The sequence below is a fragment of the Bacteroides faecis genome (genome assembly GCF_020091505.1).
GTDB classification, from domain to species: Bacteria; Bacteroidota; Bacteroidia; order Bacteroidales; family Bacteroidaceae; genus Bacteroides; species Bacteroides faecis.
The window spans coordinates 5380230-5398288 of the sequence record NZ_CP081916.1; the positions used below are offsets into that span (position 1 = coordinate 5380230).

The following is an 18059-nucleotide window of genomic DNA, read 5'->3' on the forward strand; positions in this document are numbered from 1 at the left end:
AAAGAAGCGCAAAATAACGAAACTTCCTAACTTTTGAGATACATATAAATTCAGATGCACGGATTTAAGACTAAAAGTCCTACTATAGGCGATGTTATCTGTAAAGAAAGCAGGCCACGAAGTACACACAAACTACAAACGAACAACTTATGAAAATGAAACGTTACGTATCACTCTAAAGCATCAACAAAATCGTGTATCTCCGCAGCCTGCATGTTTAAATTGAGATGATTTACATAGAACAAGATTTCTGTAAGAAGGATTAGAAAGGGAACTTAAAGAATGCAAAGGAAATGAAAGACCGATGAGAAGCCGGATACAGACAATCGAAAAAGAAAGAAACAATCTACAGAATATCCATAAAAAGAAACGCCTCCATAATCTTCACATAAGACTATGGAGGCGTTATTTATTGATGATCTGTTTTATTCTGAAATATCAGTAATGCGACAGAGGATCAGATACCCAATGATTTCTTCACTGCTTCAATCTTTTCCATTGCGGCAGCATCAGCAGATGCGAAACAGTTGCGGCAGCCCATTTCTCCCTGTACTTCCATATAGAACTTGATCTTCGGTTCTGTTCCTGACGGACGAACGGAAACTTTGCTTCCGTCTTCTGTGAAATACTGGAGTACATTAGATGTTTCCGGCATATCAAGAGCAGTCACCTTACCTTCAGCATCTGTCTGCTTCAGTGTCTTGTAGTCTTTGCTCAGAATCACTTTGGAACCACCCAGTTCTTTCGGAGGATTAGCACGGAAGTTTTCCATCATAGCCTTGATCTCCTCAGCACCGCTCTTACCCGGTTTCACTACGTTCACTGTGAATTCTTTTGAGAATCCATATTCTACATAGATATCCAGCAGCAACTGATACAACGACTTACCGTTATCTTTTGCCCATGCAGCTACTTCTGCAATCAGACAGCAAGCCGATACGGCATCTTTATCACGTACGAAATCTTCAGCCAGGAATCCGTAGCTCTCTTCACCGCCACCGATATATTTCTTTTTGCCTTCACGCAGACGGATTTCACGTGCGATCCACTTGAATCCGGTATAGCAGTCAAGCATCTCAATGTTGTTCTTATCAGCAATCTTCTTGATAAGTTCGGTAGTAACGATAGTCTTCACACAGAACTCATTACCCTGAATCTTACCCAGTTGCTTGTATTGAGTCAGAATATAGTAAAGGTACATCATACAAGTCTGGTTACCGTTAATCAGTACCCATTCGCCCTTGTCATCCTTACAAGCGATACCTACACGGTCAGCATCCGGATCGGAAGCCATGACAAGTTCAGCATCAATTTCCTTAGCCAGATTCACGGCCATAGAAAGTGCTTCCGCATTTTCAGGGTTTGGAGATACTACAGTCGGGAAGTTACCATCCTTGATCATCTGTTCGGGAACAGTAAATACGTTTTCAAATCCCCACATCTTCAATGCACGCGGAATCAGCATCATACCTGTGCCGTGAATCGGAGTATAAACGATCTTCATATCTTTATGACGGGCGATAGCTTCGGGATCGATAGAGACAGTCTTCACCATATCGAGGTAAATCTTATCGATATCTTCACCGATGATCTGAATCAGATCCGGGTTGCCTTGGAACTTGATATCAGCAGCAGAAGCAATATTATTCACTTCATCAATGATACCTGCATCATGCGGTGCCAATACTTGTGCACCATCATCCCAGTATGCTTTGTAACCATTGTATTCTTTCGGATTGTGAGAAGCAGTCAGGATAATACCGCTCTGGCAGCCAAGGTGGCGGATAGCGAAAGACATTTCCGGAGTCGGACGCATATCATCAAACAGATATACCTTAATGCCATTAGCAGAGAAGATGTTGGCAGAAGTTTCTGCAAACAGACGACTGTTGTTACGGCAGTCATGCCCTACCACCACAGAAATCTGCGGCAGATCTTTGAAGTTCTTCTTCAGATAGTTGGAAAGACCTTGTGTAGCCGCACCTACTGTGTAGATGTTCATACGGTTGCTACCTACTCCCATAATACCACGCAGACCACCGGTTCCAAATTCAAGATCCTTATAGAATGCTTCGATCAGTTCAGTTTTATCTTCGTTCTCCAACATCCGTTTCACTTCAGCCTGAGTTTCGGCATCATACGCCGGGGTCAGCCATTTTTCGGCTTTCTCAGTGACCTGCTTAATGAGTTCCTGATTTTCCATTTCGATTATTGTTTATTGGTTAATGATTATTTCCTTGTTCTCTGTCAATCCTTGATTATATGCCAAGTCTTGAGCACACAAATGTAAAATAATAAGTTTATAAATCCTAGTTATTTAATGAAGAATTAAGAATGAAGAATGAAGAATTAATGTTTTTGAGATATACTGCGCCAGCCAATTCTTCATTCTTCATTCATCATTCATCATTTCACCAAGTACCTGTCTCCGGTCTGCTTCACATATTCCTCCAGAAATTCTTTCGGGTATCCGGGACGAATGACTCCGGCAGGCTGCCCGATAGAATTCCGTTCAAACTGTCCGTCCTTCATACGTTTCACTACTCCATCATTGTATTTCACAATCAGGAAAGTACCCAGCTGCTTCCAGGTATCGAAGGTACTTTGAGCAGTCATATTGGTATAGTTAGTCAGGAAAGCGATTGCAGCATTCTTATCTTTTGCCAGCAACTTGGCAGCCATTTCTTCAATGCCTTCCTGCGCATTGTTAAAGGTTGTCTCCATCTCTTTCTGAGCTGCACGCACGTCACCAATCATCAGATCATAACGCGGATAGACCATATTAGACACCCAGTTGAAAATCCAGAAAGCGGAATTCCAGGAGAAAGTGATATAATCTGCTCCGTCCACTCGCGTATAGCACACCGGAGCTTTCGTGGCACAGCAATATACAGGAGTAAATACCGCCATATTCGCATCATCCACTCCAAACCAAAGAACACCGCCTATAGGGTCCGGCTTGTTGGCACGCATTTGTGCAACAAATACAAAGCCACTTTGTTGAGTCGAAATCGGGCGCTCGTTGAAATATTCCTTGTCTCCTACTTTAAAATTCAGCGGAGAAAGGCGATACGGAGTTTTATAAGGACCGGCACCGAAGTCATTGGAAATATCAAGCGGTGTTCCTTCATAATGGTCACGCATCATATCTTTCACATCCTGTACGGAAAGTTTGCGGTTCGGCTTCACGAAAAGAGGCATCGGAGTGTCCGTCTTTCCTTCAATATAAGGAAGATAGTCATTGCCATGATCAGTAAATTTATTGAAATAGCTCCACACACGTGCTTCGCAGAAACGGCGTGCACCGAAATCAAGCGGTGCATAAGCCTCCGCAAAGCTGAAATCCTTATTCACGCCATTGAAGTATCCTTTCTCACGGGCAAAGGAAATCACATCCGGAGAAGTGATACAGTTTTCCTTGTCGTTCATGTCAAACTGGTGGATACGCGACTGATTGGCATGAGCCGAGATACAGTCATCCGGCACACGTACAGCCACCCAGACAGCCCCGCGGATGCCCGGTCCCTTACCGATCATTTCCATAATCCAGATTTCATTCGGGTCGGCAATCGTAAAGGATTCACCTTCGCTATAATAGCCATATTGCTGCACCAAGTCGGTCATGATGCGGATTGCCTCGCGTGCAGAGCGTGAGCGCTGCAATCCTATATAGATCAGACTTCCATAATCGATGATTCCGGTAGAATCCGCCAGTTCCGGACGTCCGCCGAAGGTTGTTTCGCCAATGGTTACCTGAAATTCATTCATATTGCCCGTCACATTATAAGTCTGGCGTGCCTGCTCGATTTCTCCCAGATACTTACCTGTATCCCATTCATAGACTTTCAGCATGGTCCCTTTGGGATAAGTAGCAGCCGGATAATGATAAAGCTCACCGAACAGCCCATACGAGTCGGCTGAATAAGAAACAATAGTCGAACCGTCGGTAGAGGCATTTTTGCCGACAATCAGGTTCGTACAAGCGAAAGAATTCGCAAGAGCCGCCAAGGAGAGGACAGCAGATAGAATGATTTTCTTCATATATGATACATTTTATTAGTTTACCAAACAAAAGTCTCTTTCGAAACGGTCTGATTTCCACAAGCATCCGTAACGGTCATTTCTACGATATGCTTACCGCCTTTCTTCACATGCTTCGGGTCGAGTACACATTCCCAATAGGACTTAACAATATTAGGACGTCCGAAAAGTGCATATTCACCGTCAATCGTTCCATGATAGGAAGCAATCCCCGTTCCTTCATCTTTCAGTCGATAGACGATCTTCCCGTTTCGCCCCCACAGATTCTTATTAACAGGTATGATTTCCGGAGGAACCGTATCTACAGCCACCGTATAAGTTCCCAGTTCACGAATAGATGCTTTCATAAATCCATCTTCGTATGTTCCTCCTACACTGTATTTAGTCCCTTTCGGAGTCACGCGTGCCACATAATATTTCGTAGTATCCGCCACTGGCTTACGCCGCAGTCCGATTCGCAATTCACAGCCTGCGTGCAGTGAAACCGGCTTATCATTCAGCTGATAAGTAAATGCGACAGCCCCACTATCTGCTTTCACCTGATATTGAAGAGGCACATTGTCATATAGCATTCCTTTCGGAACAACGAGACTCAATCCCGGTTCCTGCAGATAATTTGTCTTATCCCAGGCAAAGTAATACTTCTCCCGATGATTTAACGGTTCAACCGGCTGTTTCTTGCCACGTACCGTAAAGTGATAGCGGGAAGTATTGCCAAAGGCATCCTTCAAAGTATACTGAAACTGATAATCCCGTTCTTCATCAATCGTAATCAGGCCCCGATTATTGTTCGACGCCTTCAACAGCCGCAACGTATTTCCCGAGTCGATAAACGATTTCATGTACTGGCCATGCGTCCAAGAGTTTATCATTCGGTTTTCTTCCTGCGAAAAACGGTCTACCGTACTTCGGAATACTTCGGTTCCATCCACCTCAAGCACTACAGAATATACTCCATAATGATTGCTTACCCCGTCCATATAGTCATACGCCTTGATGCCCGCACCGATGATTCCCCACGCTTCCACGGGCCGTTCAGTATTTGGAAGAATTGTTTTATTCTCCTGACTTCCGCCGACCACTCCTTTCCCCGGTTGAGGAAAAAGCATGATGCCATCCGCTTTCGGCGCACGGGTATCTTTGAGATTCTTTTTAAAGAAAGGCATCGGATCGATATAATCTCCCGTCTCTGTTTCGAACACATCCAGATGGAGATGCGGACCGAATGAATATCCGGTATTTCCACTTAAGGCAATCTTCTGTCCCGCCTTCACCGGATATTCACCGGGTTCGGGAATAATCTCCACCTCCCAGTTCTCATTTTCATATTGAAGTTTCTCTACCCTTTCGGCAATGGGAGAAAGAAAAGCGCTCAGATGGCGATTGATAGTAGAATAGCCGTTGTCGTAGCAAACATCAAGCACATAGCCCGAACCGTTGGTGACACGTACACGAGAAATATACCCGTCAGCAAGCGCCCGAACCGGTTTGCCGATCGTTCCTCCCGTCTTAAAATCTAATCCGCCATGAAAGTGATTGGAACGAATTTCTCCGAAGTTTCCACTCAATGTAAGGGGAAAGTCAAAAGGTGGCACAAAAGCAGCCTGCTTTGTTTCCTGTGCATACCCCTCCACGCAACAAGCCAACAAGAAAGCAGCAATATATCTTTTCATTATCTTCTTCACTTTTTTACTTCCGCAAATGTACATTATTCCAACTAGATTACGAAATATCCGGGAGAAATGATAAGCTAAGAAATGTTTTCAAACGACATTCTGCTCTAAAACATCTGTTGATGAATAACAACCTAAAGGGATTATTCGTACATTGGACCATGTTAAACTCTTAATATATAGCAATATGATCATCGGAGTACCCAAAGAAATCAAGAACAACGAGAATCGGGTAGGTATGACGCCTTCCGGAGTTGCCGAGGTGGTGAAGCAAGGTCACCAAGTTTATATCCAGCATACCGCGGGTATCAATAGTGGTTTTCCGGATGAAGCGTATCTATCTGCCGGTGCACAAGTGCTTCCGACAATAGAAGAAGTCTATGCCACGGCAGATATGATTGTAAAGGTAAAAGAACCTATCGCCCCCGAATACAATCTGATCAGAAAGGGGCAGTTATTGTTCACTTATTTCCACTTTGCATCCGATAAGGAACTGACGCTGGCCATGATTGCCAACAAGTCCATCTGCCTTGCATATGAGACTGTAGAAAAAGCGGACCATTCATTACCTCTGCTTATCCCTATGAGTGAGGTAGCCGGACGCATGTCCATTCAGGAAGGAGCACGCTTTTTGGAAAAGCCGCAAGGAGGAAAAGGTATCCTTCTGGGAGGAGTCCCCGGTGTGAAGCCTGCCAAAGTATTGATTCTCGGAGGTGGTATTGTCGGAAGTAATGCAGCGCAGATGGCTGCGGGGATGGGTGCGGATGTTACAGTTGCAGATATTAATCTGTCACGCCTCCGCTATCTCAGCGAGACATTACCGAAAAATGTCAAGACACTGTACGCATCCGAATTAAGGATAAAGAAGGAATTGCCGGATGTTGATCTGGTCATCGGTTCCGTGCTGATTCCGGGGAATAAAGCACCTCATCTGATAACCAGAAAGATGCTTGCGATGATGCAGCCCGGTACGGTACTCGTGGATGTAGCAATAGATCAGGGAGGATGTTTCGAAACGTCTCATCCTACGACTCACAGTGCGCCTACTTATGTGATAGACGGTATCGTTCATTACGCCGTAGCCAATATTCCGGGAGCGGTACCTTATACTTCTACACTGGCTTTGACCAATGCTACTCTCCCTTATGTCATTGCTTTAGCAAATAAAGGATGGAAAAAAGCTTGTAAAGACGACCCGGCACTAGCACTCGGACTGAATGTAGTGGAAGGAAAAGTGGTATATAAAGCAGTAGCGGATGTATTCGATCTAAAATATGAACCTATAAACTGATTAAGCAGCCAACTTTCTGAAGTAGTTTAGTTCTGAAGTAGTTAAGTTTTTCCAAATCCGACTGCTTCAGAACTTCTTTTTCTATACATATTTCTTTTCCGCTGCCCGCTGCATAGCCTCCACCAATTCATTCATGACTTCCGCTACTGATTGCTGACGGGAAACAATAGCCGACACCTGCCCTATCTCCAGTTCACCTTCTTCCAGATCCCCTTCAAATATTCCTTTCTTCGCACGGCCTCTCCCAAGCAAAGTCCGCAACTCTTCGGCAGAAGCCCCACTATCTTCAGCTTTCTCCACAGCATCCCGGAAATTATTCCTTACGAGACGTGTCGGAGCCAGTTTCTTCAGTAATAATTTAGTATCTCCTTCTCCCAAGCTCAGACAGTATTCTTTAAAGACCGGACTTGCAGAACTCTCGTCTGTCAGTGCAAAACGAGTACCGATTTGTACTCCTTCCGCTCCCAGCACCATGGCAGCAAAGATACCTTCTCCCGTACCGATACCTCCTGCAGCGATCAAAGGCAAAGTGGTCGCATTGCGTACCGCAGGAATCAGACAGAAAGTGGTCGTTTCTTCACGTCCGTTATGTCCGCCGGCTTCGAAACCTTCAGCAACTACCGCATCCACTCCTGCCTCTTCACACTTCACCGCAAAACGGGAAGAGGAAACGACATGAGCCACGATAATTCCACGTTCGTGCAACCATCCGGTCCATGCCTTAGGGTTTCCGGCAGAAGTAAAAACGATCTTGACGCCTTCTTCCGCCACAATCGCCATAATCTCTTCTATCTGGGGATACATCAAAGGAATGTTTACGCCAAAAGGACGGTCTGTAGCCGCACGACACTTACGAATATGTTCGCGAAGAGTTTCCGGATGCATAGATCCTGCGCCAAGCAGTCCCAATCCTCCCGCATTACTTACCGCGGAAGCCAGACGCCAACCGCTGCACCACACCATACCACCTTGAATAATAGGATACTGAATACCGAAAAGAGAAGTAATTCTGTTCATAAATGAATCGTTTTTCAATGTGTTAATTCGCTAATATGGAACATGACACATGTCCACATTTAATAAAACAATTTCAACGGGCAATCTGTTCAATGGGACGGTTTATCAATACAGTTGTCGAATCTCCATAAGCTCTCAACACTTCCAGCGTACGTTCCCGACGCTCTTTTCCTTTTTTATCCCAGAAGTTTTTGGTGAAAACCGCCATCAGGTCAAGTCCGCCTATTGTTCCTCCATTTATATATACGCCGCTGCCTCCAAACAAAGGAATCGGACTATCCATCACCACCGAATTAACCATCATTCCGTTTGCCCGTTCGGTCAACTGGCGGAAACGCACCCCACTCGCCCGTATCTCTTCCAATGACTTACGGACACCACCTGCCATCGGGTTACGCGCCCAGTTACTGTATGATCTCTGGTGACGCATTTCGTAGTGAGGATCTCCACGCCATGTATTCTTATCCATTCTTATTTTCTTCTGAAAAACAGGGTCCCAATTATAAGGAGTGTTCGCTTTATAAGGCATCAGGCTCAGCACGACTTTCGGTTTGGGCAATGCTTCGGGAAGAGATTCGTCGGGCAGCATCCATTTTTTCTCCACCGACATGCGGGGCGTACCTACGGCACTGCCAAAATCAATCTGCTTGACCACATCCTGATTCAAATGCAGCTCCCGGTCACTGTCCAGCAACTTCCTCAGACGCAAGGAATCTTCCTTTGTCCATTCCTGCGCATATGCCAGCAAAGCTGTCAGACACAGTACGGTAGCTGTAATAAAACGTTTTATCAATTCACTCATCTTTTCACCTCTGTTTTCTATATTCCTCACGTACACTTGCTGTGCGTGCACGCATTCGCTTCTTTTTGGACATGGCACGCCCCCTGTCAGTAGTCCGAAGACTACTGATACAAATAAACGTTGCCTCATGTTTTTTAGTTTTTATGCCCCGAAGTTTTTTTCTTTTTTTACCACCATCGGTATCCAGTGCCACAGAGCGGTTCGTCATAGCACGGATCGATTGTCCAGGATGTCTTCGGATATTTCCGGCCTTCCCACCATCGGCGATAGCAGGCTGCTGCGTCCAGCACTTCGTCATCGGTCAGAAAAAAGATTGCTTCGTAATTGTCGGCATTTGCCAGTACCATTCTGCAACCCAATGACGGGGCTGTCCCCTGACGGATAGACTCTATTACCCAAAGCATACATTCGCCTAAACGGATTTTACCGTTATTGGTATTATAGACTGAGGGGAAAGAAGGAATAATAGTCAGATCTTCCGCATATTTCAATAGTTCGGGAATGTCCTCTTCTGTAAAGTGAGGAACTTCCACCACTCCTTTTTCATTCTTCATATTATATGTGCCTGCCTTCAACTGTTTCACAAAGAGGCTCACATTGGGATTTTCATAATCCATTTCTTCGCTGGTGCATCCTGCAAAGGATACTACCATCAGGCTAACAGCCATCCATAGCATTATAAGTGTTTTTTTCATTTTCATAAGGATTAATACGTCATACGAAGTCCGCAAAGTAAATTAAAGTTAGTTGGCCGTTTCGTGCGTACCGTAGCCAGTTTCGAATCTGTCTTGAAATGATGGGAAACACCTGGCTCGGCAAAAACTGCCAGTCGGTCATTAATCTTATAAGTGATTCCGATGCCGGCAGTCACTGCCAGCTGGATAGGCTCCTCTTTAAAACTGTTGTCCGGCGCACCGGCTATGCATTTATCTGCCACACCGCCTACTGTAGCGTAGAGATCGACTTTCTTCGTGTCCATCAAAGTGACGTTGGCTTTTAGCGGAATGCCCAGATAGTGCAGATGTTGTCCGGCTGAACGCAGGTTTGAATAGAGCAATCCGGTTTCTATTCCCAGATAGTCGTTCAGTTTCCGCTCTACAGTCACTCCCGCGGAAACAGGCATCTTGTAAGTACCGTCCTCAGCCGGAAGTGCGGTCCCCATCTGCGCTTTCAGAGCCCAACGATGTTTCTTTACGTTTTTCACCGGAGCAGACATATCGGCCGTATATTTTTCTCCTTGCGCGTCAGCTGGTTCTGTGTTACCATTATTCGCCTGCCAGTAACCGTTGTGGCCCTGGTTACCGTATCGGTTACCATTCCCGGTAGTAGTCGTTGCCGAGAAGGAGAATGACATGGAGAATGAAATGGAAACTGAATCCCCTTCTTCCGGATACTGTGCTAACAATCCGAATGATTTAGGTGCCGGTTTCGGCAATACAGGTTCCATTGCCGTCGGCAATTGATTGGCACGTACCCCATCTCCATCCATTCTTCCGCTGTTTGCCACCACGATTTTGGTAAATGCCTCCTCCATCTCCTCCTTTGGAGAGAAATACCAGAAAGTAGCCGAGGATGCAGCCAATACCAGCAACACAGATGCTGCCGCTGCCACACGGAAGAATATCAACCGACGGCGATGTTGGCAAGCCACAGGAATGTCCTGCGAAAGCTCTTCCCAAAAGCCGTCCCGAACAGCCATCCCGGCATCAGCGAGACGTGTGCGAAACAGATCGGTTATTTCATCATTTTCTTTCTTCATGATTTCTATACTCTTTAATTCTTTTTGCTAACAAATACTTGGCCCGGTGCAACTGCGAAGTAGACGAGTGCTCTTTAATGTGAAGCATCTTGGCTATCTCCTTGTGCGGTTTCTCTTCAAACACATAAAGGTTGAAAACGGTTCGGCACCCATCCGGCAATTCGGCGACAAACGCCATTAATTGTTCTTCGGAGATCCCTACTCCTCCTCCCGACGAGGAAATATCCGGTATGTCGGGAAGCTGCTCTTCATGCACTACCAACTGACTGACTCGTTTCTCCCGTCTCAGATAGTCGAGTGACTGTGTCACCATCACCCGCGTAATCCACGTACAAAGCGAGGATTCTCCTCGGAACGAAAAGTTGGTAAAAATCTTGATGAAACCGTCATGCAGTACATCGTGCGCCGCATCCATATCGCCCGTATAGCGGAAGCAAACCGCCAACATTTGTTTGGAATAGAGGGTATAAAGTTCCTTTCGGGCCGAATCCTTTCCTGCCCGACAGCCCTTTATCAGTTCTATCTCGTTTTCCAATGTCAATTGTCTTTTTAATCGAACGTATGTCTGCGCCGTTTGTCCTTTAGACGCAAGAATGTGAGGAATGCTGCAATGAATATTGCTAAAAGAAGTTAAAGAAACGATGATTCACAAAAAAGAAACGGTGAACACCTGCAGCACGATAGCAACAGTACTGTTCACCGCTTATTTTTAATCATTCATCGTTTGTGCGATCAGCATGCCTTGAAACTCATATCCAGTCCTTTCACCGAATGAGTCAAAGCTCCTACAGAAATAAAGTCTACACCACATTCGGCATAATCGCGCAGTGTATCGAAGGTAATGCCTCCGGAAGACTCGGTTTCATATTTACCGGCTACCATGTCAACGGCTTTCTTCGTCATTTCGGGTGTGAAGTTATCAAACATGATACGGTCTACACCACCCAGGTCGAGTACTTGCTGCAGTTCATCAAAGTTGCGGACTTCAATTTCTATCTTCAGGTCTTTGCCTTTTTCTTTGCAGTATTCCTTGGCGCGGTTGATTGCCTTATCGATACCTCCGGCAAAGTCTACATGATTATCTTTCAGCAGGATCATATCGAACAAGCCGATACGATGGTTGACTCCGCCACCGATTTTGACAGCCATCTTTTCGAGGATACGCATCCCCGGTGTTGTCTTGCGGGTATCCAGCACACGGGTGTGAGTGCCTTCCAGCTGTTTGGCATATTTGCGGGTCATGGTCGCGATACCGCTCATACGCTGCATCACGTTCAGCATCAGGCGTTCGGTCTGGAGCAGTGACTGCACTTTTCCTTCTACCACCATTGCTACGTCTCCCGGTTTCACCTCGGTTCCGTCGTTGATGAATACTTCCACTTTCATGGTGGGGTCGAAACGGTTGAAGATTTCTTTGGCTACTTCGATACCGGCCAGTACTCCGGCTTCCTTAATCAGTAGTTTTGATTTTCCCATCGCAGTGGCTGGGATGCAAGAAAGGGTGGTATGGTCACCATCACCTATATCTTCTGCGAAAGCAAGATCGATTAGTTTGTCGATCAGTTCTTTTTCCTTATTCATTGATCTTGTCAATTCTTATTTGATGTATTAAACATTGAGTCTGCACTTTCTTCAGGAAGCAGTTCACACGGAATTTTCCTTTGGTAGTTGTCAGCGTACCTATGACAAAACTGGATTCATCCCGTTTTCCCTGGTGATTCACGTCAAAACCATTGACCTTGTTTTCTGTGAAAAACTCCTGCATCATAGCTGTAGCTTTCTTCTTGTCAACGTTCGTCGAGTTGCCTTGGAGAACGAGGTTTACCTTGTCTCCCATGTACTTACTCAGCTCTTGCGAGCTTCCTCTTTTAAAGGCCGTAATCACTCCTGCCGGTATCTCCTGCGCCATCAGCAATGAGACAGAAAGAAGCAAAGCGGCCATTCCTAAAAGCACTCGTTTCTTCATAAATCCAAGCTTTTGGGTTGAAGTTTAAAGGATTAAACTTTCAACTAATGATAGGCAAAGGTAAGCATTAATTGCAGAATAACATAAAAAATGCCTATTTTTGTGCACGAATCAGAATGGTAGACGCATGAAAACAACTTTGCTCGTCGTTGGACGAACCGTAGAACAGCACTATATTACAGCGATTAATGACTATATTCAGCGTACAAAACGCTTTATCACTTTTGATATGGAAGTGATTCCCGAACTGAAGAATACAAAGAGTCTTTCGATGGACCTGCAAAAGGAAAAAGAGGGGGAACTGATACTGAAAGCGTTGCAGCCGGGAGATGTGATCGTACTGCTCGATGAACATGGAAAAGAGATGCGTTCGCTCGAATTTGCCGAATATATGAAGCGGAAAATGAATACGGTGAATAAACGGCTGGTGTTTATCATCGGCGGACCTTACGGATTTTCGGAAAAAGTGTATCAGGTGGCTAACGAAAAGATCTCAATGTCGAAGATGACTTTCTCTCATCAAATGATACGGCTGATCTTTGTAGAACAGATTTATCGGGCGATGACAATATTGAATGGAGGGCCGTATCATCACGAATAAAGAATATTGTTATCCTGTTAAAAGAGTTTAGCTATTTGGCAAATCTAAAATAAAACCCTTCCTTTGTAGAGGAATAAAGCAGAATTTTAATAAAATAATGTCGCAACAGGAAGAATATATATCAAAACTATCTCTCTATTTATTTTGGGATATAGACATAACAAAAGCAGATATGGATACCTGTCCGGCACAAATCATACAACGTGTATTAGAATATGGACAATGGGAAGATTGGCAATTAATTCGTTCCTATTATGGATTGGACAAAATCGTATCAATATGCAAGTCATTACGCACCCTTGATCCAAAAGCCTTAGCTTACATCTGCTGTATCTCAAACACCTCTAAAGAAGAATATCGATGCTATCATGAAAGTTTGCGGAATCCTACAATATGGAACACTGAATAATAATCAAAATATCAATACCTTAAATCCGCAACTAATTTAGAAACAATTCAAATAGTTTTTTAGCCACTTAAGGTCTCTTTTAGCTACTTATCTTCTCTCTTTTTCCTTATTTTCTACACAGTTGGTCGCACCTCCCCCCTTTCCCCTGCTAGGTAAAAGCGTAAGTAATCCCACAAACAGTTATTTTTATGAACTCCGAAGTAACTTGTATGGTTTGTCGGAATAAATATTGAGTACCCATTGTCTTCCTGACTTTATCCATTTTGCAGGAACTGTAATAAATCGAAAGAAAATCATTAGTGAATATCCCTAATAATTATACATCAAAAAACCATCCTCAAATACGGCTCCATTATAACCATATATAGTCCTGTTTGCTTCATCCACGTCAAAGGTATATAATAGGATGTCTAATTCGTATCTGGCAATAGAATGTCCCGAATAGTCATATACTTCTATAAAACACCCTCCTCCCTTTTTGAAGCACCTTATATAGAAATAGTGTTTACCCGCAACCAACTCACGCTGATGAAATATTGTTTCTTTGAAATTTCCCATTACTATATGAGGGATTACGGTATCGTCAACAAGCCTTTTGCAGAGTATCATGTCATTTATTCTATAAAAATCTATTTGTTTTTTATAGGTATAAGCATAGATTATCAGAGAATCGTTAGCTGCAAGATGTCCTCTGTTCTTATCGAAGAAATTTTCTTTGTGGTTTTCTTGTTCAATCAAAATTCGCCCTGTTATCTGCCGGGTGTTTAAATTGACTTTTTCTATATCAAGCTTATTGGGAACTGTACTGTATATCAATAAAGAATCATTGACCACATTCATGTGGTTGGGTATTTCGTCATAAACAGGTAATTCCAATTTTTTCTCAAGTGACAGATGGTTGTTGCTGTCCAATGTAAAACTTTTAATGAGGAATGGAGTGTATCCAAAAATATAGACTTTATCAGAAACAGTCTTGCATAATGTAGGAGAAATTTGGAATTCATCTTCTGCCCCTCCTTTTCTCCCTCCTTTGTAAATACATTGAAATTTTGGGAGTGAATATTGATACAACAAAGTGTCAGTACTTTTTGAATCTAGAGCAAAGATACTTCCCTTTTTTACCTTTATACCATCAAGGAAAAATACTTCATTTACTTTTATTTTCTCTGCTTGAAGGGATTTTTCTACAGGAAATGGCTCTATTTTTTCCTCTGATACTTGCTTTTGTGCAGTAACTTGTACTGTACATGCACTAAACAAGGCATAAGCCAGTAATAAATAAATGCTTTTTCCCATTATAAGATTATTTTTACAATCAGTTTATTTAATAGATTATTTGTGACCCTGCACAATACAGAGAATTAATATGTGTGGTAGACTTCACTGTATAACATCCATAACATGTTGTAACATACTCTGCGGGGTAATCAGGTAATAAAGTTGTACTAGTAAATGTGTAACACTGTTTGAATCTTATAGGGTCAGCATAATCTGATTCATCTACTGCCAAGGCTTCTATATTGAGAAGCACCAAATCCGTTAATTGATGTTTAGTATTATACGTTGTATATGTGGCATAATAAGCCGCTGCCAAAACTAGGACAGCAAGTGTAACAAATTTTAATTTTTTCATTTTGATAATTTTTGATTGTTGTTTTATGTGCTTTTTACAAAGATAGTATTTAAAAAATATAAACGGAAAATCTGCTATATGTTATGCAGCAGATTATGTAGTCGTAACCCACATTGCACCCCACCCACTTCTGTTTTCCTGATAATCAGCATTGTTGTTTACATTTTTCCATTAGCCACACACACGAATTTTATCGTTTTGCAAGGTGCTACAAAGCGATTTCAGTTTTAGATGCTATTCTTTCTCCTGAATGGGAATATCACTTTTATGCCTATAATTCGCAATGGAGTGAAAATGAAGAATTTTGCAAATCTTATCAAGTCACTTCCATTCCCTTTACTTCCTTTCTGGAAGAAGAGCACTACCACTTAATCATACAAAGGCAAAAACGAAAAGATGCGCAGAGTAACCTTTAAACAATGGGGAAAGGGGAAATTTTGCCAGCATGTAAGATAGTTATATCGAAAAGGGGCTCAAAAAGACAAAAATCAGGAGAAGCAGCCAAACTAGAATCAATAAAAAGAAAACATACTAAAGATTGCGGATTTTAGGCAATATACTTTCTTCCTCATATAATTGATCAAACACCCTTCTTATTCTTTCCTCATTGGTAATCAACTGACGCAGCTCCGCCAACCGTCCGGCATTATCAGATTGGGGTATCCACAACTTCAGATACCCTCCTTCTGCATATTTATCGGCAAGATGTTTCCGGAAACGTTCATACTGATGCTCTTTATCCATCTCCGGATAATGAGACAAACCATATTGTACGGTACGGCGCAGTGTTATTTCCGGATCAATAATCCGGTCTGCCTCAGCAACAATTTTCCCGTAGATACTTCGCGGAGCTTGTTTATTGGAGGCACGATGATCTTCTATCGCTTCCTTCATCTGCAACATTTGATCATCGGTAAACCACTGCCACAAAGTTTCATCCGCAAACAGAATTTTCCCCGAAACGATATGATGAAACTCACGTCCCTCACATAAACCCAAATCATGGTAAGCGGCAATCGTATAAACCATTGCTGAATTGACTTCATAATGAAGAGCCAGCTTCATACTTTCTTCGATTACTTTTTCGACATGATCTATCCGGTGCGCCTTATCAAAGTTGACATATTGTGGGATAATCCTTTCGCGGATATGCTCGCATAACTTTATAGAAATATTCATTTTAAAATCGCTTTTCACTTTCTTATTTTATACGCAAAGATATCAAATTATTGGAAGCACAAGAAACTTTTCTTATATTTGCAATGTTCTTCATTTTAAAAGAAAGGAGATATTTATATGGATACAACATGGTCGGCTGACGAAATCTTCAATGATAAATTAGCCAATTTAGGAAATGAAGCAAAAAGGCGTTTAATCGAACTATTAGCAGCTTCCCTGACTTTTTCAGATAGCAAACAGGATGACGATCGTCTATTTGAAGAAATTTGTGGTTCATGGGCAGACGACGGTCTGACTGCCGAAGAAGAAATCAAAGAATTACAAACGGCTCGCCGACAAGATACGACCCGTAATATAATTAATCTATAAATGAAGCAATATTTATTAGATACTAATATCTGTATTTATTTTCTCAAAAATCAATACGGAGTTGCCGAACACATTAAAGCTGTAGGCAACAAAAATTGTTTTATCTCAGACATCACACTAGCCGAATTATATTTTGGTGCTTCAAATAGCGGACAAAAAGAACATAAGATAAAAGGAGTAAAAGCCATAGAGAAATATTTTACAGTAATACCTATACAAAAAGCATTAGAATGTTATGGGGATTGCAAAGCTGTACTAAAGAAACAAGGCAAACTGATTGATGACTTTGATTTACTTATCGGAGCAACCGCAATGACTTGTAATTTAATAATGGTTACAGAAAATGTAAAGCACCTCGCCCGCATCCCCAATATTAACATCGAAAACTGGATAAAAAAATAAGGGCTGTAAAGTATCACTCCCGATTCATCAGCCGATGTTCCGCCATCTGTTCGAACTTCGTTCCCGGACGGCCATAATTGGTATACGGATAAATCGAAATACCGCCACGTGGAGTAAAGATACCCGTAACCTCGATATATTTGGGATTCATCAATTTTATCAGATCTTTCATGATGATGTTCACACAGTCTTCATGAAATGCACCATGACTACGGAAGCTGAACAGATAGAGTTTCAAACTCTTGCTTTCCACCATTTTGATGTCGGGAATATAGCTGATACGTATTTCTGCAAAGTCCGGCTGCCCGGTTATGGGACACAGGCTCGTAAATTCGGGACAGTTGAAACGTACCCAGTAATCATTTTCCGGATGCTTATTATCGAAAGCCTCCAATACTTCAGGAGCATAGTCTTGTTTATACTCCGTTTTTCTTCCTAATAAGGAAAGTTGGTCTTTTAATTCAGCCATTGTTTAATGTAGTTTTAAACTCTCTACACACAGAAAAAAACGCAAAACATCTTTCACCTGTCACCATGTTCACTGAAACGGCTTATCCATCGATAGTTCAGTGATGAAAGATTGATTATTGCAATCTATCACCGATCTTTCACCATCCGGTACTCCTATTATCAAAACGACCGTTGCTTTTAGTCATTTCCTATAAAGGAATGAAGTGTTTCACTAGGATGAAACTCTAGTTTCAAAGCCTTGAAACTAAAAGTTTCTAGCGTATGAAACTATGGTTTCAAGTAATAGAAACTAGAGTTTCAAGCGTATGAAACCAAAGTTTCAACCGCTTGAAACTTCTTGAAACAACCGGCAATGACTCTTTACCCTTGTACATCTTGAAATGAAATGAACGCCAATAATACAATGGCAAGCATCTGTCAGTCACAATGAAGGTGACAATAAAAAA

Annotated in this window: 19 protein-coding genes; 5 read left to right on the top strand and 14 right to left on the bottom strand. The window is 42.7% G+C overall.

The features are described 5' to 3' along the window. Positions 1 to 457 precede the first annotated feature (457 nt). From K6V30_RS21305 to K6V30_RS21315, 3 genes are all read right to left on the bottom strand, one after another. Positions 458 to 2203 (bottom strand): phospho-sugar mutase, encoded by a 1746-nt coding sequence (locus K6V30_RS21305; RefSeq protein ID WP_010538804.1) that lies wholly within the window; start codon positions 2201 to 2203, stop codon positions 458 to 460. Positions 2204 to 2406: 203 nt separating this feature from the next. After that, positions 2407 to 4041: a C69 family dipeptidase gene (locus tag K6V30_RS21310; protein WP_055270824.1), complete on the bottom strand. Its 1635-nt coding sequence runs from the start codon at positions 4039 to 4041 to the stop codon at positions 2407 to 2409. Positions 4042 to 4061: 20 nt separating this feature from the next. Next, entirely contained in the window at positions 4062 to 5714 is a 1653-nt protein-coding gene (locus K6V30_RS21315) for a M23 family metallopeptidase (protein WP_055270826.1), read from the bottom strand. Between the two features lie 187 nt (positions 5715 to 5901). Here K6V30_RS21315 and ald point away from each other — a divergent pair, with 187 nt between their 5' ends. Then, the gene (gene ald / locus K6V30_RS21320) at positions 5902 to 7005 is read left to right on the top strand and encodes an alanine dehydrogenase (RefSeq protein ID WP_055270828.1); all 1104 of its coding nucleotides are present in this window, start codon (positions 5902 to 5904) and stop codon (positions 7003 to 7005) included. Positions 7006 to 7086: 81 nt separating this feature from the next. Here the strand turns inward: ald and K6V30_RS21325 are convergent, their stop codons facing one another. The 7 genes from K6V30_RS21325 to K6V30_RS21355 all read right to left on the bottom strand — a co-directional run bounded on the left by K6V30_RS21325 (position 7087) and on the right by K6V30_RS21355 (position 12549). Further along, entirely contained in the window at positions 7087 to 8022 is a 936-nt protein-coding gene (locus K6V30_RS21325; protein WP_055270830.1) for an NAD(P)H-dependent flavin oxidoreductase, read from the bottom strand. A gap of 73 nt (positions 8023 to 8095) precedes the next feature. Continuing rightward, positions 8096 to 8824, bottom strand: coding sequence for a DUF4858 domain-containing protein (locus tag K6V30_RS21330; RefSeq protein ID WP_010538809.1), 729 nt, complete (start codon positions 8822 to 8824; stop codon positions 8096 to 8098). 167 nt (positions 8825 to 8991) lie between these two features. Next, entirely contained in the window at positions 8992 to 9519 is a 528-nt protein-coding gene (locus K6V30_RS21335) for a DUF4943 family protein (RefSeq protein ID WP_022301931.1), read from the bottom strand. Positions 9520 to 9530: 11 nt separating this feature from the next. Next, on the bottom strand, positions 9531 to 10583 hold the full coding sequence (locus K6V30_RS21340; RefSeq protein ID WP_010538811.1) for a porin family protein: 1053 nt from the start codon (positions 10581 to 10583) through the stop codon (positions 9531 to 9533). After that, positions 10567 to 11118, bottom strand: coding sequence for an RNA polymerase sigma factor (locus K6V30_RS21345; RefSeq protein ID WP_022301930.1), 552 nt, complete (start codon positions 11116 to 11118; stop codon positions 10567 to 10569). Before K6V30_RS21345 ends, K6V30_RS21340 begins: the two co-directional genes overlap by 17 nt. Before the next feature lie 197 nt (positions 11119 to 11315). Further along, on the bottom strand, positions 11316 to 12164 hold the full coding sequence (gene nadC / locus K6V30_RS21350; RefSeq protein WP_010538813.1) for a carboxylating nicotinate-nucleotide diphosphorylase: 849 nt from the start codon (positions 12162 to 12164) through the stop codon (positions 11316 to 11318). After that, entirely contained in the window at positions 12157 to 12549 is a 393-nt protein-coding gene (locus K6V30_RS21355) for a DUF4783 domain-containing protein (RefSeq protein ID WP_022301929.1), read from the bottom strand. The genes nadC and K6V30_RS21355 overlap by 8 nt, the downstream gene beginning before the upstream one ends. Before the next feature lie 127 nt (positions 12550 to 12676). On the opposite strand from K6V30_RS21355, the gene rlmH reads away from it, so the two are divergent. Then, a complete protein-coding gene (gene rlmH, locus K6V30_RS21360) occupies positions 12677 to 13150 on the top strand; it encodes a 23S rRNA (pseudouridine(1915)-N(3))-methyltransferase RlmH (RefSeq protein WP_010538815.1) in 474 nt (157 codons plus the stop codon). Positions 13151 to 13247: 97 nt separating this feature from the next. After that, positions 13248 to 13559, top strand: coding sequence for a DUF6922 domain-containing protein (locus K6V30_RS25435; RefSeq protein ID WP_010538816.1), 312 nt, complete (start codon positions 13248 to 13250; stop codon positions 13557 to 13559). Between the two features lie 309 nt (positions 13560 to 13868). On the opposite strand, the gene K6V30_RS21370 is transcribed toward K6V30_RS25435, so the two are convergent. The 3 genes from K6V30_RS21370 to K6V30_RS21380 form a co-directional block, all read right to left on the bottom strand. After that, positions 13869 to 14855 carry a TolB-like 6-bladed beta-propeller domain-containing protein gene (locus K6V30_RS21370; protein WP_022301926.1) on the bottom strand — a complete coding sequence of 329 codons (987 nt, stop codon included), beginning with the start codon at positions 14853 to 14855 and terminating at the stop codon, positions 13869 to 13871. A gap of 28 nt (positions 14856 to 14883) precedes the next feature. Further along, positions 14884 to 15192 (bottom strand): NVEALA domain-containing protein, encoded by a 309-nt coding sequence (locus tag K6V30_RS21375; RefSeq protein WP_055270832.1) that lies wholly within the window; start codon positions 15190 to 15192, stop codon positions 14884 to 14886. A 531-nt stretch (positions 15193 to 15723) separates the two neighbouring features. Further along, positions 15724 to 16371: an HD domain-containing protein gene (locus tag K6V30_RS21380; protein WP_010538819.1), complete on the bottom strand. Its 648-nt coding sequence runs from the start codon at positions 16369 to 16371 to the stop codon at positions 15724 to 15726. 117 nt (positions 16372 to 16488) lie between these two features. On the opposite strand from K6V30_RS21380, the gene K6V30_RS21385 reads away from it, so the two are divergent. Together K6V30_RS21385 and K6V30_RS21390 are read left to right on the top strand one after the other, a co-directional pair. Next, a complete protein-coding gene (locus K6V30_RS21385) occupies positions 16489 to 16740 on the top strand; it encodes a hypothetical protein (RefSeq protein ID WP_010538820.1) in 252 nt (83 codons plus the stop codon). After that, entirely contained in the window at positions 16741 to 17142 is a 402-nt protein-coding gene (locus tag K6V30_RS21390; protein ID WP_055270834.1) for a type II toxin-antitoxin system VapC family toxin, read from the top strand. Positions 17143 to 17155: 13 nt separating this feature from the next. Here K6V30_RS21390 and queF read toward each other — a convergent pair whose 3' ends face one another. After that, positions 17156 to 17611 (bottom strand): preQ(1) synthase, encoded by a 456-nt coding sequence (gene queF, locus K6V30_RS21395; RefSeq protein WP_055270836.1) that lies wholly within the window; start codon positions 17609 to 17611, stop codon positions 17156 to 17158. Positions 17612 to 18059: the final 448 nt, after the last annotated feature.

What these genes read in the sequence shown, in the direction of transcription:
- K6V30_RS21370 (WP_022301926.1), bottom strand. Translation starts at nt 14,855, where the DNA reads ATGGGAAAAAGCATTTATTTATTACTGGCTTATGCCTTGTTTAGTGCA.
- queF (WP_055270836.1), bottom strand. Translation starts at nt 17,611, where the DNA reads ATGGCTGAATTAAAAGACCAACTTTCCTTATTAGGAAGAAAAACGGAG.
- K6V30_RS21355 (WP_022301929.1), bottom strand. Translation starts at nt 12,549, where the DNA reads ATGAAGAAACGAGTGCTTTTAGGAATGGCCGCTTTGCTTCTTTCTGTC.
- K6V30_RS21330 (WP_010538809.1), bottom strand. Translation starts at nt 8,824, where the DNA reads ATGAGTGAATTGATAAAACGTTTTATTACAGCTACCGTACTGTGTCTG.
- K6V30_RS21380 (WP_010538819.1), bottom strand. Translation starts at nt 16,371, where the DNA reads ATGAATATTTCTATAAAGTTATGCGAGCATATCCGCGAAAGGATTATC.
- K6V30_RS21315 (WP_055270826.1), bottom strand. Translation starts at nt 5,714, where the DNA reads ATGAAAAGATATATTGCTGCTTTCTTGTTGGCTTGTTGCGTGGAGGGG.
- ald (WP_055270828.1), top strand. Translation starts at nt 5,902, where the DNA reads ATGATCATCGGAGTACCCAAAGAAATCAAGAACAACGAGAATCGGGTA.
- K6V30_RS21335 (WP_022301931.1), bottom strand. Translation starts at nt 9,519, where the DNA reads ATGAAAAAAACACTTATAATGCTATGGATGGCTGTTAGCCTGATGGTA.
- K6V30_RS25435 (WP_010538816.1), top strand. Translation starts at nt 13,248, where the DNA reads ATGTCGCAACAGGAAGAATATATATCAAAACTATCTCTCTATTTATTT.
- K6V30_RS21375 (WP_055270832.1), bottom strand. Translation starts at nt 15,192, where the DNA reads ATGAAAAAATTAAAATTTGTTACACTTGCTGTCCTAGTTTTGGCAGCG.
- K6V30_RS21340 (WP_010538811.1), bottom strand. Translation starts at nt 10,583, where the DNA reads ATGAAGAAAGAAAATGATGAAATAACCGATCTGTTTCGCACACGTCTC.
- rlmH (WP_010538815.1), top strand. Translation starts at nt 12,677, where the DNA reads ATGAAAACAACTTTGCTCGTCGTTGGACGAACCGTAGAACAGCACTAT.
- K6V30_RS21385 (WP_010538820.1), top strand. Translation starts at nt 16,489, where the DNA reads ATGGATACAACATGGTCGGCTGACGAAATCTTCAATGATAAATTAGCC.
- K6V30_RS21325 (WP_055270830.1), bottom strand. Translation starts at nt 8,022, where the DNA reads ATGAACAGAATTACTTCTCTTTTCGGTATTCAGTATCCTATTATTCAA.
- K6V30_RS21310 (WP_055270824.1), bottom strand. Translation starts at nt 4,041, where the DNA reads ATGAAGAAAATCATTCTATCTGCTGTCCTCTCCTTGGCGGCTCTTGCG.
- K6V30_RS21390 (WP_055270834.1), top strand. Translation starts at nt 16,741, where the DNA reads ATGAAGCAATATTTATTAGATACTAATATCTGTATTTATTTTCTCAAA.
- K6V30_RS21305 (WP_010538804.1), bottom strand. Translation starts at nt 2,203, where the DNA reads ATGGAAAATCAGGAACTCATTAAGCAGGTCACTGAGAAAGCCGAAAAA.
- nadC (WP_010538813.1), bottom strand. Translation starts at nt 12,164, where the DNA reads ATGAATAAGGAAAAAGAACTGATCGACAAACTAATCGATCTTGCTTTC.